This window comes from Cytobacillus solani (genome assembly GCF_006704205.1).
Lineage (GTDB): Bacteria > Bacillota > Bacilli > Bacillales > Cytobacillaceae > Cytobacillus > Cytobacillus solani.
Window position 1 is genome coordinate 3,778,402 of the sequence record NZ_CP041305.1, and the last position, 16,535, is coordinate 3,794,936.

A 16,535-nucleotide genomic window follows, 5' to 3' on the forward strand; every position below is an offset into this window, starting at 1 on the left:
GTTTCCATAGGATGAAAAAGGGAGTGTTGTCATGCAGGCAGAAAAGAAAATAAAAGAGTGGCTCGGTGAAAATCGTCCAAAAGGAATACGCTTTCTTCAGCGGCTTGTACAAGAAGGAAGTACAAGAGGAAATGAAAGCAAAGCACAGGCAATTATCATAGAAAAATGCCGAAAGCTTGGCCTTTCATTAGATATTTGGGAAATTGGGGAGGATGTGCTGCTAAAGCATCCTGTTTTTTGTTCGGATCGAACGGATTTTACGGGAAATCCAAATGTTGTCGGAATATTAAAGGGAACTGGCGGAGGACGTTCCATTCTATTAAATGGGCATATCGATGTTGTTCCTGAAGGAGATCGGAAAGATTGGCAGTGTGATCCTTTTAGCGGCTTATTGGAAGACGGGAAATTATATGGCAGAGGCTCAACAGATATGAAGGGTGGGACCGTATCTCTTATTCTTGCAATGGAAGCGATCATTCAATCCGGGATTCAATTAAAAGGTGATATTATTTTTCAAAGTGTCATAGAGGAAGAGAGCGGAGGTGCAGGGACCTTAGCAGCCGTATTAAGAGGCTATACAGCGGATGGAGCGATTATCCCAGAGCCGACTAATATGAAGCTCTTTCCAAAGCAGCAAGGCTCGATGTGGTTTCGAATCACAGTGAAAGGGCGCTCAGCACATGGCGGGACTCGTTACGAAGGAATCAATGCCATTGAAAAAGCGATGCTCGTGATAACGAAGCTGCAAGAGCTGGAAGAGAAGCGAAATGAGAAGATCACCGAAACTCTGTATCAAAACACGCCAATTCCGGTTCCCATTAACATAGGAAAAATTTATAGCGGGGAATGGCCTTCATCGGTTCCTGATCTAGCAATTATTGAAGGAAGGATCGGTGTTGCACCGAACGAGGAAATGAAGGCTGTTGAAAAAGAATTGGAAAACTGCCTGCTAGAACTAACACAAACAGATGAATGGCTAAGTAAGAATCTACCGACAGTCGAATGGTTTGGAGGAAGATGGCTGCCTGGAAATCTAGATGCAAATCATCCGCTGATGGAAACAATAACGAATAGCTTTGAAAAAGTAAAAGATTCAAGCCCCATCATTGAAGCATCGCCATGGGGAACAGATGGCGGGATACTATCACGGGTTGGCGATACCCCAGTTGTCGTATTCGGACCTGGTGTGACAGAGGTTGCACATGATGCAAATGAATATATTTCAATTAATGATGTGTTTGCAGCAGCCGAAATCATTGCCTTAGCTATTCTAGATTGGTGTGAAATAGATTCCTAGTTTATATTAGTAATAAGCTGACTAGCATGACAATATTTGAATAATAAAGCCCGGCCATATTCAGCCGGGTATTTTGTGAAAAAGGGAGTGAGAATGAATGGTTGCTGATACCCATCGGATAAGGACAGAAAACTGCACGGCAGAAATATATATAGATGTTTTTAATAAACGTCTCCGTGTCGACGATATAAGGGGAAACATGGTCGAAGCAATTGAAAAAGCTGAAGAATTAATACAAGTTTTTCAAGCAGAAAAACTAATTATTAAGGGAAGACAAGAGCAATATGTAATGTTAGTCGAATATGGATTTAAATGTGAGGCAGTGATTGAGGGCTATTTTCTCGGTTCCAATCTATTTTTCTTTTGTAAATATTACACGAATGAAAGAAGGACAAACCATCAGTGGCTACAAGAAGACCAAATTGTCAAACAGGTTCTTGCACTTGAAGGCCAGAAACAAACAATGCCTCCAGCAGATTACCAAATGAAAAAATGCAGTTATGAAGATGTCGATGCTCTCGCATCCCTCTATGGAAAAGTGTTTCAAATCTATCCAACTCCACTTAATGATCCGCAATATATTAGAAGAACGCTTGATGAAGGAACGATCTATTATGGATTCCAAACCAATGGAGTAATAGTGAGTGCTGCCTCCGCTGAAGTAAACTCCTTTTACAAAAATGCAGAACTAACCGATTGTGCTACATTACCTGAACATAGAAAACATGGATTAATGAAAATTTTATTAGAAAAGCTAGAAGAAGAGCTAAAGTTGGCTGACATCTATTGTGCATATTCAATCGCAAGGTCTCTTTCCTTCGGGATGAATGCAGCACTACATCAGCTAAGTTATTCCTATAGAGGTCGATTAATGAATAATTGCTACATTTTTGACAAGCTAGAGGATATGAATGTATGGGTGAAAAACCTTTCGAAAGGATAGGGGGAGATTGGAATCACTGAAATGAAAGTGAATTCAAGTGAGGTGCTTTCGGCAATATTAAATGCAATTGATGAAGGAATTCATGTTGTAGATCTGCATGGGAAAACTATTTATTATAATGAGATTGCTGCAAAACATGATGGAATGACTGTAAAAGAAGTATTGGGAAGGCCATTATTATCCGTATTTCCATCCTTATCTGAACAAACAAGTACATTGTTAAAGGTCATGAGGACAAGTAAACCGATTTACAATCAGACCCAAGGCTATGTCAATGTTCATGGGGAACAAATTGAGACAATAAATACCACCCTGCCCATTTGGGTAGAAGGAGAAATTGCAGGAGCAGTTGAGATTGCCAAAGATTACTCAAGAATAAAAAAACTTTCTGAGAGTTTACTGGATTTACAGAAAAAAATGAATGGACAAACAAAGAAGAGAAGGAAAAATCCAAGCGGCACACAGTATACACTTGATAGTTTGTTAACAGTAAATCCTGAACTAATAGAAGTAAAAAAGGAAGCAAAGAAGCTGGCAAAGTCTAATTCTCCGATTATGGTTTTTGGGGAAAGCGGCTGTGGGAAGGAACTATTTGTTCAAGGAATCCATCATGCCTCTTTACGGCCGAATGGACCATTTATTGCACAAAATTGTGCAGCTATACCAGAGACCTTATTAGAAAGTATATTATTTGGTACATCGAAAGGCAGCTACACAGGGGCTGTTGAGCGGCCAGGCTTATTTGAATTAGCGGATGGAGGGACACTTTTTCTAGATGAGATTCATATGATGCCGATTGAATTGCAGGCCAAGCTGCTTAGGGTGCTTGAAGATGGGCATGTCAGAAGGATCGGCAGCACAGAAAGTAGTTTCGTGAATGTCCGTATTATTGCAGCAATGAATATTCATCCGAAAAAGGCACTTGAAATAAAGCAAATTCGTGCAGATCTTTTCTATCGTCTGAATGTTCTCACCTTCAAACTTCCTCCATTACGAGAAAGAAAGGAGGATTTAAGTTACTTAACTAATCATTTTGTCCTATTATTTAACGAGATATTTAAGAAAAGTGTAAAGGGTGCAAGTGAGAAACTAATGTCCCTTTTTCATACTTACAGCTGGCCTGGGAATGTTAGAGAGCTCAAACATACGATTGAATATATGATGAATGTATGTGAACAAGAGCTTCTGAGTGAAAATGATCTTCCGGTTATGCTGAAGCAGCATTTTCAGTCATCAGCCAGGAAAACAAATCAAAAAAGTTTATCCCTGAGAACAAATTTGCTGCAGCTAGAAAAGGATCTTATTTCTAATGCCTTGAGGCAAACGGACGGAAATATCAAGCAAGCAGCTAAAATCCTCGATATTCCAAGGCAAACATTACAATATAAAATTCAGAAACTGCAAATTGAATAAAACAAAAAGGGTGAGCCTTTTCTGAAATTAAAAAAGAAAGGGTTCATCCTTTTTGTCCTTATCGCTCATGAAATTCAATCAATCTACTTAACTTCTTTTTATGTATTAGAATATTTTCTTCAACTGTAAATTTAATTACACCTTGTTTCCTTAAATCATTTAAATACCGATTAATCGTTTCTCTAGTTGAACCAATTAGGCTTGCTAATTCACGATTAGAAAAATGATTCTGAATCAAAATCCATTCATTATTAAGTTCGTGCCCGTATTGGTCACGAAGCCTTATTAATAATAATATGACTTGTTCACAGAGTGGATAGAGCATTTTTTCTTCTAATCGCGATTGTAAATCAATCATTTTATCCTCCATTATATTGATTAATTTTTCGCAAATAATAGGATTTTTGTTAATGAATCGGTTAAATGGCTGTAAAGAAATGGCTAGAGCAGCTGTAGTTTTCATCGTTTCTGCATAGGCGGGATAAGATTGCGGCCGGAAAAATCCAATATGCGGAAACATCTCCCCTTCACAAGCGATATTTACAATTTGTTCATTTCCTCTATGATCCATCCGATAAAGCTTTACCTGACCCTCCAACAAAAAATAAATATGTTCTATTGGTTCAAATTGTGCAAATAATTGTGTTTTTCTTGTGAACGTTTTGCTTTGTGTATCAATTGAAATTTCTTCGAGCTGATAGTTATGTAAGTCTTTGAAAATTTGAAATGTCTTTAAATGATTCAAGATATCTGTTGCGGCTGCCAACAAAATCACTCCTGTTTGAATTGATGAAATATTAAAAGTATGTGATTGCAATCACATGTAATGAGAAGTATTATCAATTACAATTATACACATATTAGCTAATATTGATAATCATTTTCAATTAAAAAGGTGATGATAAAAAAACATAAATTAATAGATTTTAAGAAATTAAGGAATTGTATGAAGGGATCATGCTATGAATCAGATAAATGAACAAGTAGAAACAAACAGACAACATGTTCTGCAAAAGAGAAGAATGCTCTACATTATTTGTTTTTTACTAGTCATTGCTTCCATTTTGTACGGACTGGCAACAGGATCGGTTCAGCTTTCGATTAATGAGATATGGGCTGGATTAACAGAGAAGAATCAAACGTTAGAACACCAAATCGTATGGAATTTACGGCTTCCAAGGATATTAACGGGGATGCTAGTAGGTATGTGCCTAGCTGTTGCTGGAGGCTTGCTGCAAGGAATTATGAGAAATCCCCTTGCAGATCCAGGAATTATCGGAATCTCTTCAGGTGCAGGGCTAGTTGCTATCATTACCATGCTTATTTTTCCCCAGTATACAAGCTTATTGCCTTTTGGGGCATTTCTGGGAGCTTTCATTGCAGTAGCATTTGTATATTTGCTTGCTTGGGACGGGGGAGTTTCACCATTAAAGCTTATATTAGCGGGGGTTGCAATCAATACACTATCGGGAGCGATTACATCTGCAATTATGATTATTTACAGTGATAAAGTTCAAGCTGTTCTCCCGTGGCTAATGGGTGGGTTAAGCGAAAGAAGCTGGCCACATTTTTGGATGATATTCCCCTATGCTTCAATCGGATTGATTCTCTCATTATTTGCAGCAAGAACAGCAAATATTTTACGGCTTGGAGACGATACAGCCAAGCTATTAGGTCATCATGTTGAAAAAAGCCGCTTCTTATTAATCCTGCTGAGTACTTTTCTTGCGGGTGCAGCTGTTAGTGTTGCTGGCTTGCTCGGCTTTGTAGGGCTTGTTGTACCGCATATCATCCGAATCCTTATTGGCGATGATTATCGTTACCTACTGCCAATATCCGCATTATTTGGAGGGATGCTCGTTGTTTTTGCAGACACAGCTGCACGAAGCTGGTTTGATCCCATTGAATTGCCTGTAGGTATTTTATTAGCTAGTGTAGGCGGACCATTCTTTTTATTTTTATTAAAAAAAGGAAGCATTATTGGAAAAAGATAAATGAGACTATGGAGAAAAGATGAGGGATATAGAAGATGTTAAATAGAAAAAGTTTTATTTCATTCGCAATATTGATAATTTTATTACTAACTGTTTCTGGATGCGGAAAGAACGAAGCATCATCAAAGGAAAAGACAAATGAGGAACACGTCTCTGAAGAGAATCAGGAGGTTTCAAAAGAGGAGAAAGCAGAACAATCAACACCTATTACTGTTACAGATCTTGCAGACAATAAAGTGAAATTTGAAGAAGCTCCGAAGCGAATCATTGCATTTAGTTCAGGGGATATGGAAACCATTTATGCCTTGGGAGGAGAGGTTGTTGGCCGGCCAACTATTGAAGGAGAACTCCAAGTTGAGGAAGCAAAGGATGTGTCGGAAATCGGTTCGACAAACAGCATTAATATTGAAAAGGTCGCTGAGCTTAGCCCTGATTTAGTTATTGCACATAAACAACTAAATGCAAAGGATATTCCTGCATTAAAGCAACTTGGAATTAATGTCTTATTAACTGGTGCACAATCCATTGATGAAATTAATCAATCCATTGAAATGCTAGGAACAGTGATGGATAAAGAGGAAGAAGCAACGAAATTAATGACTGAAATCAATACGAAAATAGCGGAATTTAAAGATTTAAATGACGAACAGCTTCGCTCAATGATCATATTTGGTGTTCCAGGCAACTGGATGGTGGCATTGCCAAATTCATTGTCAGGCAATTTCCTAGAAGCCATTGGCGGCTATAACATTGCAAAGGATTATCCGAAATTAGAAAAATTCCCTCAATATGCACAGTTAAATATTGAACGGATCATTGAAGCGGATCCAGAAGCCATTTTCTTAATTACACCAGGCTCTGCTGAAGCGGCAAAGGTTAGCTTTATGAAGGAAATGGAAAAAAATCCATCATGGAAAAATGTGTATGCTGTTAAGAATGAACATTTTGTATCATTGCCAAATCACTTATTTGGATCGAATCCAGGGCCGCGTGTCATTGAATCATTAGATTACTTAAACAAAGAACTTCAGAAGATTTTGCAGGGAAAGTAAAGGAGGATTTTGATGCCAATTTCATTAGCAGCAGAGCATGTCAGCTATAAGCAGTCATCAACTTTTTCCATACATAATTTATCTTTACACGTTCAATCAGAAAAAATTACGAGCATTATCGGTCCGAATGGGTCAGGAAAATCAACATTGCTGCGAATAATGACGAATTTGATTCATCCAAACGAAGGCATTGTTTCAATTGATGGAAAAAAAGTTTCTATCATTCATTCACGTGAATTGGCGAAAACGATTACGATGCTTTCCCAAACTCAGAATTATGAACTTGAATTAACCGTTAGGGATCTTGTTTCACACGGCAGGCTCCCACATCGTAAATGGTATGAAAATTTATCACAAAAAGATGAGGAAATGATTAATTGGGCCATTTCTATTACAAATCTTACTCATTTACAGCATCAATCGCTTAAGAGACTTTCTGGCGGTGAGCGGCAGCGTGCCTGGATTGCGATGGCTTTCGTTCAATCTCCAAAAATTCTTTTGCTCGATGAGCCGACAACCTATTTAGATATTGCTCACCAGCTAGAAATTATGGAGCTAGTAAAGTATTTAAATAAAGAATTACAAATGACGATTATGATGGTGCTTCATGATATTAATCAAGCTTCTAAATATAGTGATCACATCGTTGTCATGAAAAATGGGGAAATTTATACATCAGGAAAACCAATGGATGTTATTAATCAAAACCTATTTAGAACCGTTTTTTCAATAGATGCAAAAATAAGTGAGGAAGACGGTGCCCCTTTTTTTACACCAAAAAGCCTAATAACTAGAAACTAGTACGTGGTTTAGCAACTACAAGGAGGATAAAAATGGTTCAACATAAATTGTATCCTTTAACAGAAATTGTTGGTCAGGAAAATATGAAGCTAGCATTAATCTTAAATGTAATTAATCCATTTCTTGGCGGAGTGTTAATTCGCGGGGAAAAAGGAACAGCGAAATCTACCGCGGTCAGGGCACTAGCAGAAATTATTCCTTCCTGGGCAACGAAAGAAGAGTATTCATCTGTATCATTAAAAGTCATTGATTTGCCAATTAGTGCAACTGAGGATCGGGTAGTGGGAACAATCGATGTGGAATATGCCATTAAAACAGGTGAAAAGAAATTCGAACCTGGCATTCTAGCCGAAGCACATAACCAGATTTTGTACGTCGATGAAGTTAATCTTCTTGAGGATCACATTGTTGATGTCCTTTTAGATGCCGCGGCTATGGGAGTAAACATGATTGAACGTGAAGGAATTTCACATTCCCACCCAGCTAAATTTATTTTGGTAGGAACAATGAATCCAGAAGAGGGTGATTTAAGACCACAGCTCCTTGACCGATTTGCTTTATCAGTAGAGGTTTATGGGGAGAAGGAACTGAGTAAGCGAATGGAGGTTATTCAGCGAAGATTACAATTTGAAGATAACCCCGATGCATTTATTGAACGGTTTAATGACGATCAGCAGCACTTAAGAAATTCGATTTTATCAGCAAGAGACATACTTAAAGATGTAGTTGTTCCTGATCAGCTGATTGAAATGGCTGTGAAGATAGCAATCATGAATGAAGTGGAAGGGCATCGATGTGATATAACGATGATAAAGACGGCGATCACCATTGCTGCATTTGAAAATCGAACAGAGGTTATTGTTGAGGATATTTCAAGAGCAGCAGCCCTTGTTGTGCCCCATCGCTTAAAAAGAAAGCCTTTTGAAAAACGCACATTTGATACAGCTATTATTGAATCGGTAATTAATAGTTGTCAAGTGCTGCAATAGAGGTGTCAAAAATGAATGGGAAATGGTCGTACCCCTTTACAGCGATATATGGACAGGAGAAAGCCAAAAAGGCCATTCTCCTTGCCTTAATAAACCCAAAAATTGGCGGTGTATTACTTGCAGGTGATAAAGGGACTGCTAAATCTACTTTAGTCAGAGGAATCTTGCCGTTGCTAGAAGAGTCAGCCTCATTAATTGAGCTTCCGCTAAATGCAACGGAAGAGCAGATTCTCGGAGGAATAAATTTTGAACATGTATTAAAGACTGGAAAAAGAAAATTCCAGCACGGGTTATTGGCTAGAGCCCATGGGAAAATCTTATACATAGATGAAGTCAACCTTTTATCTAATGGTGTGGCAAATATACTAATGAATGTGAAAGAAACGAAAGAAATTAAGATCGAAAGGGAAGGGATCTCATCTGATTATTATTCTGATTTCTTGTTAATTGGAACGATGAATCCAGAGAGGGGTGCTTTCATCTGAATTCTTGGATCGGTTTGGTTTGTATGTACATGTTAAGGGAGAAACAGATATTCAGCTAAGAAAGCAAATTATTGAGAGCAGATTGGCATATGAACGTGATAAAGAAGGCTTTTGTAAGCAGCAACAGTGGCAGCTTGCTGATCTGCAAAACCACATCCAGCTGGCTAAGAGATTACTCGCGAAACTCTCCGTGCAAGAAGAAATAGAGAGGTTTGCAGCCGAAATTACATTACAAGCATGCTGTGAAGGGCATCGTGCCGACTTGCTTCTTATTGAAACCGCTAAGGCAATGGCTGCGCTCAATCAAGAAAACACACTATCTATAAAGCATATACAGGAGGCAGCCGAATTTGTGCTTCCGCACCGAATGCGTGATGTGAATAATCAGCAGCAAAAAGAATCAAATAAAGATGAGTCTTTTCAATCTGATATAGGGAATGATCAGTTAGAGATGGAGAGTATAGAGGAACCGTTTAAAGCAGAACAGACAAATAAGGATGAGGAACTTGAACAAGAAAGCATTATAAAGGAAAGTGTAGAAGCGCCACGAGAAATAATTGATTTATCTCTTATCGAGCCTTTTGTGCAAAAAAGCTCAATAAGAAAAGAAGGCAATGGAAAAAGGACACGTACAAAAACGTCAAAAAAAATTGGCCGCTATATTAAAAGCAAGCTTCCAAAAGGGAAACCATCCGATATCGCTTTTGATGCCACAATAAGAGTAGCAGCAAGATATCAAAAAGTGAGGAAATAGAATGGCAATTTTATTGTCATTCATTCTTCAGATCTTCGGCAAAAGGTGAGGGAAAAGCGGACAGGAAATTTGATTTTATTTTTAGTCGATGCAAGCGGTTCGATGGGTGTAAAAAAACGGATGAGCATCGTTAAATCGGCGATATTATCTTTACTGCAAGAGGCGTATCAAAAAAGAGACAAGGTTGGGTTAATTACCTTTTCAAATGATGAAAGCAAGGTTCTGCTTGAACCGACTAGAAGTATTGAGCTTGCAAATAAAGAATTAGCCGAAATTCCAACGGGCGGAAATACCCCTTTAGCATTAGGGCTTGAAACGGCCTTGAATAAAATAAGGTTGATCAACTATAAAGATCCTGATTATGCACCGTTTCTAGTTTTGATCACTGATGGTCGTGCTAATTCAATGAAATCAGCTGAGAATCAATGGAAGGCAGCAATAACAATATGTGATGAGATTCAGTCTCAAAAGATAAAAAGCATGGTTATTGATACAGAAACAGGATTTATCCAACTGGGACTTGCGAAAGAATTAGCAAAGGAATTAGGCGCATCGTATTGCAAAATGGAAGATATTTGTTCAGACAGTATTGTGAAAGCAATTACTTCTAGTTGAAAAAGTGGAGGAAGAATGATGCATATTACATTCATCACATCGGCAACTGCTATATTAGCAGATTCTGCAACAGCCTATCGAAAATTTAATACGAACTATCCGAACGTTTTAACAATGAGTTTGTTCGATGCAAAAGGCTCTGTTGAAAATAATGAGAAGAGTCGTATATTAATAGAGGCAATTAAGAAATCTGACTTGATTATTGTTGATTTACGACTCTGTCCAGAAGAATGGGTAGCGGTTATTGCTGAATATCTGCAATATGCACGTCCTGATGCAGAAAAGGTATACTTCTCGATTCAGGATGAACTGATGAAAAGTCAATTTAAATTAGGATATTTAACTGGTGAGGACGTGTTCCAGGTTCTTGTCAGCAATGGAAAGCCCGCATCTTTATTTGTCTTAGATAACGAGGATAAGATAAATGAATACACTTCAAAGTTGCCTGAAGAAAAGAGGGACAATTTTCTTCAGCTTGCGACGATTGTAGAATATTGGATGTATGCAAATGAGGAATATGTAAATCAGCTGCTTATATTTCTTGCTAGAGAGTATGGAGAAGGAGATAAACATTATTTACCAGTGCCGTATAAGCCACTTATTAAAGATGAGCTTTATATTTATGATGATAAACGAAAAAAGGTATATGATTCATTAATTGAATATGAGAAAGAATTTCCTTTTGATCAAGAAAAACCGGTTATAGGTGTTTTGTTTTTAGGCTATCATTTTCGTGCCAGCAATGTGAAATGTGTCCAGCAAATTATTGAGAGACTTAAGCCGATGGCCAATATCATCCCGATTCTAGCACCTGGTGTAGCTAGTATTGATGTTAATCGTTTTCGAAATTTGCTAGTCAATGAAAGCATTAAGGTGAATGTACTGCTGAATTTTGTGCCATTTCGTATTGGTGCTGGTCCTATAGGAGGGAATTCGAATGAGGTTGTCCCTTTTTTAGAGGAGTTAGATGTGCCGATTTTTCACCCATTTTTTATCACAAGAAGAACAGTTGAAAAATGGAAGGAATCCATTCAAGGAATAGATTCATCTGAATATTTAACATCTGTCATGCTGCCTGAATTAGATGGCTCTATTGGAACATTTCCGGTTGGGGCACTTGAGGATGTGAATGATGATCAAACCTTTGAATTTAATCATCAAGAACTTGTCTTAATAGAAGAGCGAGTCCAGAGTCTTTTAAATCGGGTGGAGAAAACTTTAGCGTTACAGAAGAAAGAAAATCGGGACAAAAAGGTTGCGATTATTTGCTATAACTATCCTCCAGGTGAGGACAGTCTATTTTCTGCTTCCTATATTGATACATTTGCTTCTGTCATAAATATCCTAAAATTATTGCGAACAGAAGGATATTCAGTACCAGAAGTAACGAAAGAACAGCTGATGGATCAATTCACTGCTGGAAAGCTAGTCAATTCAGGGAAATGGGGAACAGAGAAAACCTTCAGTGGTTTCCTGCGATATCAATCAGCTGCATATGAAAGCTATATTGAAGAGAAGAAAATTTTTAAAGAGCTGACCCATGACTGGGGACATACTCCGGGGACGATCATGGCAGACGGATCAGATTTTCTTATACCTGGCATGATACTAGGCAATGTATTTATAGGATTACAACCTGCTAGAAGTTCTGATGACAAACTAGCAAATACGTATCATGACAAGTCATTAAATCCCCACCATCAATATGCTGCTTTCTATTGCTGGTTAAAGGATGCCTTTCAGGCAGATGCCATGGTCCATGTTGGAACGCACGGTACACTTGAATTCTTAAAGGGAAAGGAAGTTGCCGTATCAGGTGATTGTGTTCCTGATGAGTTAATTGGGGATGTCCCTCATGTATACATCTATTATATTGGAAACCCATCAGAGGCTATGATTGCTAAACGGCGTACACATGCTGTCTTAGTAAGCTATCAAACTCCTCCCTTTGTGACTAGTGATTTATATGGGGAATATGTAGAGCTTGAGGAGCTTCTAGCTAACTATTCTGAAGCAGAAAAGCTGGACCCGAATCGATGTGCCAGCTTAAATACGGAAATTATGAAGAAAATTCATGCTCTTCATTTCACAGCAACTACTATTCATGATATTGAAATCGAATTATATCACATGAAACGATCGCTCATCCCTAAAGGGCTGCATATCTTTGGCAAAGGCTATAATGATGAAGAGGCAAGAAATTATATGAAGCATGTTCTTCGGTATGACCGTGGATCGTTAAAATCTACAAAAGAATTATTTCAGAGGATAATGGAAAGGATTACAGCAAGATACTAGAGGATTGTTTGCAAGAAGAAATGGAACAGCTAGATGAAGTGGAGAACCAAATTGTTAATCAATTTATTGAAACATGCTATTTTGATAATTGTTTACTTGCATCGGAGGAATCCCGCAAAAACTGCTATGAATCACTGAAATTTGGTTATCATGCCTTTATGAATAGTATGAAAACATATGAGGAGCAAGGCTTGCTTCAAGCATTGTCAGGGAAATACCTTCCAGTAAAATTAGCCGGGGATATCGTGAAAAATCCAGAGATTCTTCCATCTGGGCATAATCTATACCAATTCGATCCACGTCTAATCCCTGAAAAAACAGCTGCTGAAAGAGGGAAGATCATTGCAGAAAATACAATCGCTCAATATTACGAGGAATTTGGCAACTATCCAGCTTCAACAGGGATTGTTCTTTGGGGATTTGAAACCTCCCGCACTCAAGGTGAAACCATTGGGCAAATTTTGCACTATTTAGGTGTCCGTGTGCAAGCCTCAAAGGGAAGCTTTAAACCAAACTATGAAATTATTCCAATTAAGGAGCTTGGAAGACCTAGAATAGATGTTGTCATTTATATGACTGGCTTTTTCCGAGACATTTTCCCAAATGTAATAGAGGACTTAAGCGACCTATTTTTAAAGAGAGCTAGATTAGATGAATCTGACAATAATAATTGTTTGAAAGCAAATACAAAGAGGATATTCGAACAATTAATCAGTCAAGGATATGAAGTGGAGGAAGCTAACCAGCTTGCCGCAGCAAGGATATTTGGTCCTTCAGAAGGTGCGTATAGTACAAGGGTTACAAGCCTTGTCGGGGAAAGAAATTGGCAAGAGGAAGCGGATTTGGCAAAAGGCTATGTAAATGACATTCAATATGTATATGGAATTGGCTCTCGGGGCAAACCGAGCTCACAACTGTTAAAGCTTCATCTGCAAGCAGTTGATCTAGTATCACAAATTAGAAGTAATTTAGAGCTTGAAGTGATCGATCTTGACCATTACTATAAATATTTTGGCGGTTTTTCAAAGGCGGTTGAGGTTGAAAGAGGAAGGAAGACACCAGTCTATATTTCTGATACAACAGGAGAATTGGTCCAAACTGAAGATGTGAAAAAATCCATTGAGCGGGGTGTACGTACAAGAGTATTAAATCCGAAATGGATTGATGGTTTACTTGCCCATGAACAGCATGGTACTCAACAAATCCTCGAAAGGTTTGAAAACCTGATTGGATTAGCTGCAACAACAAATAAGGTGGATAGTTGGATTTTTAGTGAGTTGAATTCTACGTATATAGCCGATGAGAAACGTAGAGAAGAGCTAATGAAGAATAATCGCTTTGCACTCCATAGTATGATGGAAAGATTGCTTGAAAGTCAGACACGAGGCTATTGGGAAGCAACTGAAGATGAGTTTCACCAGCTTAAAGAAGCCTATTTACAACTGGAGGGTTCAATAGAAGAAAAGGTGTAAATATAGTTGTGCTAAATAATCGGCATGTGAATGACAGTTTTCTGGCAGCTTATATAAGCTGAAAAAGTATATAAATGACATTTTAAGAAGGAAAGAGTGCCGATAAATCGGCACTCTTTCCTATTTTTTCCTTGAATATCAATAAAATAAATAAGGTGTGAAAATATTTATAACTGTCACATAGAACGGCTGGGGCATATTCTATAGTGATTATTCTGAATATTGGCACGGAAGTTGCATGGTAGGTATAAAGAGAATTTATAGGAGGAATTTGAATGAAATCATTCTTATACAAGCCTAGCCGTTATTGGAAAGACATTGAACTATGGAAAGATGTGACAGAAGAACAATGGAATGATTGGCTATGGCAGCTGACGAATACCATTCGTACTGTTGATGATTTAAAGAAAGTGATTAATCTTACACCTGAAGAAGAGGAAGGTGTACGCATATCCACGAAAACGATTCCATTAAATATTACTCCTTATTATGCTTCACTTATGAACCCAGATGATCCGCGATGTCCGATCAGAATGCAGTCAGTCCCTATTTCTAAAGAAATATATAAGACTAAATACGATCTCGAAGATCCGCTTCATGAAGATGAAGATTCGCCTGTTCCTGGACTTACTCATCGATATCCTGACCGCGTGTTATTTCTTGTTACTAACCAATGCTCTATGTACTGCCGTTATTGTACGAGGCGAAGATTTTCTGGCCAGATTGGCATGGGAGTTCCGAAGAAGCAGCTCGATGGAGCAATAGACTATATTAGAAATACCCCAGAAGTTAGAGATGTACTCATTTCTGGCGGAGACGGTCTATTAATTAATGACAATATATTAGAATACATCCTAAAAAATCTAAGGGAAATTGATCATGTCGAAATTATTCGCATTGGAACGAGAGCACCAGTTGTTTTCCCGCAAAGAATCACGGAAAACCTTTGCAGCATATTAAAAAAATATCATCCCATTTGGCTGAACACTCATTTCAACACCTCGATTGAAATTACCGAGGAATCGAAAAAGGCATGTGAGATGCTGGCAAATGCGGGTGTACCTGTCGGAAACCAGTCAGTCATCCTCGCGGGCATTAATGACAGCGTTCCAATTATGAAAAGACTTATGCATGACCTAGTAAAAATTAGAGTGCGTCCATATTATATTTACCAATGTGATCTATCTGAAGGGATTGGCCATTTCCGTGCACCTGTGTCAAAAGGGCTTGAAATTATTGAAGGACTCCGTGGACATACTTCAGGATATGCAGTGCCGACATTTGTTGTAGATGCTCCTGGGGGCGGAGGGAAAATTTCACTTCAGCCTAATTATTTAATCTCCCAAAGTGCTGATAAAGTGGTTTTGCGGAACTTTGAAGGGGTCATCACTACCTATCCAGAACCAGAAAACTATATTCCAGGAAGAGCGGAAGGGTATTTCAAGGAAGTATACCCTGATATGGATGAGAAGAGGTCTAATGTTGGAATTGCTGCTTTAATGAATGATGAAAAATTTAATCTTGTGCCTGAAGACTTGGTAAGACTAAATCGAAGAGAGCAATATGAGCATGACCCAACACATGCATCATTAAAAAATAAACGTGAGAAGCGTGATGAACTAAAAGAAAAGAAATTTATTGCACAGCAGCAAAAAGATAAAAAATACGATCAAGAAGAAAAAGCTGTTACGAGCGAGTAGGGGGCAATATGCATGAGTGAACAATGTGAATGGTGTGAGAGTAATAATATTACAAAGGGAACAGATCATGTTTATTGGGAGCTTCCTGACGGTACGAGAGCGATTAAAATCAGTGATGTCCCATCAACCATTTGTCATGATTGTCAAATGATTTATCAATCGGATTTACTAATTAGAGAAATTGAGGATCAATTGTTTTTAATTAATACGAAGGAAATCGGTCCGGAAACAAGCTTTACTAACCTGATGGCTCAGCCTAGGCTGTTGAAAAGAAACTATTTTGATTTCACTTCTTAAATAAGTCAAGGATATATTTCACAAATTATTCAACATTTAACGTAAAATCCTAACCTTCTCCCTATATAATAAATTTTAGTACCTATTCCATTCAGTGTTAGCATGTAAGGAATATTCTTTTAAAGAATTTGAATTTGGGGGATATGGAATGAAAATTGTTTTAATGATTATGCTTGCGGCTGGGATGTTTGTATTGTTTTTCTGCGGTTATTTTACAGGTGTAATAAAAGAAAAACTCGGGAAAAATTGGCTACTTGCTGTTCCTATTTCCATTTCATTATTAATGTTTAATATCATTTGGGCGATTACGGAATTAGCAAAAGCAGATCGTTGGCAATAGAACTTAAATAAAAGATATCAATGAAAAGCAATCCAAAGCTGGGTTGCTTTTTTCTATGATTATAAAATTACAAAACATTTTAACT

General features: G+C 37.9%; 16 protein-coding genes. 15 read left to right on the forward strand and 1 reads right to left on the reverse strand.

What is annotated here, in order from left to right; genetic code table 11:
• Nucleotides 1-31 precede the first annotated feature (31 nt).
• The 3 genes from FI644_RS18935 (at nt 32) to FI644_RS18945 (ending at nt 3,653) form a co-directional block, all read left to right on the forward strand.
• Nucleotides 32-1,297, forward strand: a complete 1,266-nt coding sequence (locus FI644_RS18935) for a peptidase (protein WP_142108715.1) — start codon at nt 32-34, stop codon at nt 1,295-1,297.
• A gap of 97 nt (nt 1,298-1,394) precedes the next feature.
• A complete protein-coding gene (ablB, locus tag FI644_RS18940; RefSeq protein WP_053476669.1) occupies nt 1,395-2,240 on the forward strand; it encodes a putative beta-lysine N-acetyltransferase in 846 nt (281 codons plus the stop codon).
• A 12-nt stretch (nt 2,241-2,252) separates the two neighbouring features.
• Nucleotides 2,253-3,653 (forward strand): sigma-54 interaction domain-containing protein, encoded by a 1,401-nt coding sequence (locus tag FI644_RS18945; RefSeq protein WP_075209171.1) that lies wholly within the window; start codon nt 2,253-2,255, stop codon nt 3,651-3,653.
• Nucleotides 3,654-3,711: 58 nt separating this feature from the next.
• Here FI644_RS18945 and FI644_RS18950 read toward each other — a convergent pair whose 3' ends face one another.
• Nucleotides 3,712-4,419, reverse strand: a complete 708-nt coding sequence (locus tag FI644_RS18950) for a Crp/Fnr family transcriptional regulator (RefSeq protein WP_056685320.1) — start codon at nt 4,417-4,419, stop codon at nt 3,712-3,714.
• 196 nt (nt 4,420-4,615) lie between these two features.
• On the opposite strand from FI644_RS18950, the gene FI644_RS18955 reads away from it, so the two are divergent.
• From FI644_RS18955 to FI644_RS19010, 12 genes are all read left to right on the forward strand, one after another.
• Nucleotides 4,616-5,647, forward strand: coding sequence for a FecCD family ABC transporter permease (locus FI644_RS18955; RefSeq protein ID WP_142108716.1), 1,032 nt, complete (start codon nt 4,616-4,618; stop codon nt 5,645-5,647).
• A gap of 35 nt (nt 5,648-5,682) precedes the next feature.
• Nucleotides 5,683-6,699, forward strand: a complete 1,017-nt coding sequence (locus tag FI644_RS18960; protein WP_053476665.1) for an ABC transporter substrate-binding protein — start codon at nt 5,683-5,685, stop codon at nt 6,697-6,699.
• Between the two features lie 12 nt (nt 6,700-6,711).
• Nucleotides 6,712-7,500: an ABC transporter ATP-binding protein gene (locus tag FI644_RS18965; protein WP_142108717.1), complete on the forward strand. Its 789-nt coding sequence runs from the start codon at nt 6,712-6,714 to the stop codon at nt 7,498-7,500.
• 32 nt (nt 7,501-7,532) lie between these two features.
• A complete protein-coding gene (locus tag FI644_RS18970) occupies nt 7,533-8,489 on the forward strand; it encodes a magnesium chelatase ATPase subunit I (protein ID WP_053476664.1) in 957 nt (318 codons plus the stop codon).
• Nucleotides 8,490-8,500: 11 nt separating this feature from the next.
• Entirely contained in the window at nt 8,501-8,974 is a 474-nt protein-coding gene (locus tag FI644_RS18975; protein ID WP_082620687.1) for an AAA family ATPase, read from the forward strand.
• Nucleotides 8,961-9,728, forward strand: coding sequence for a hypothetical protein (locus FI644_RS18980; protein WP_142108718.1), 768 nt, complete (start codon nt 8,961-8,963; stop codon nt 9,726-9,728). The genes FI644_RS18975 and FI644_RS18980 overlap by 14 nt, the downstream gene beginning before the upstream one ends.
• A gap of 69 nt (nt 9,729-9,797) precedes the next feature.
• Nucleotides 9,798-10,343 carry a vWA domain-containing protein gene (locus FI644_RS18985; RefSeq protein ID WP_142108719.1) on the forward strand — a complete coding sequence of 182 codons (546 nt, stop codon included), beginning with the start codon at nt 9,798-9,800 and terminating at the stop codon, nt 10,341-10,343.
• Nucleotides 10,344-10,358: 15 nt separating this feature from the next.
• On the forward strand, nt 10,359-12,641 hold the full coding sequence (locus tag FI644_RS27170; RefSeq protein WP_082620684.1) for a cobaltochelatase subunit CobN: 2,283 nt from the start codon (nt 10,359-10,361) through the stop codon (nt 12,639-12,641).
• Nucleotides 12,642-12,649: 8 nt separating this feature from the next.
• The gene (locus tag FI644_RS27175; protein WP_142108720.1) at nt 12,650-14,113 is read left to right on the forward strand and encodes a cobaltochelatase subunit CobN; all 1,464 of its coding nucleotides are present in this window, start codon (nt 12,650-12,652) and stop codon (nt 14,111-14,113) included.
• A gap of 275 nt (nt 14,114-14,388) precedes the next feature.
• On the forward strand, nt 14,389-15,813 hold the full coding sequence (kamA, locus tag FI644_RS19000; RefSeq protein ID WP_053476661.1) for a lysine 2,3-aminomutase: 1,425 nt from the start codon (nt 14,389-14,391) through the stop codon (nt 15,811-15,813).
• Between the two features lie 12 nt (nt 15,814-15,825).
• On the forward strand, nt 15,826-16,110 hold the full coding sequence (locus tag FI644_RS19005; RefSeq protein WP_056685313.1) for a YokU family protein: 285 nt from the start codon (nt 15,826-15,828) through the stop codon (nt 16,108-16,110).
• A gap of 148 nt (nt 16,111-16,258) precedes the next feature.
• Nucleotides 16,259-16,450 carry a hypothetical protein gene (locus FI644_RS19010; protein ID WP_053476659.1) on the forward strand — a complete coding sequence of 64 codons (192 nt, stop codon included), beginning with the start codon at nt 16,259-16,261 and terminating at the stop codon, nt 16,448-16,450.
• Nucleotides 16,451-16,535: the final 85 nt, after the last annotated feature.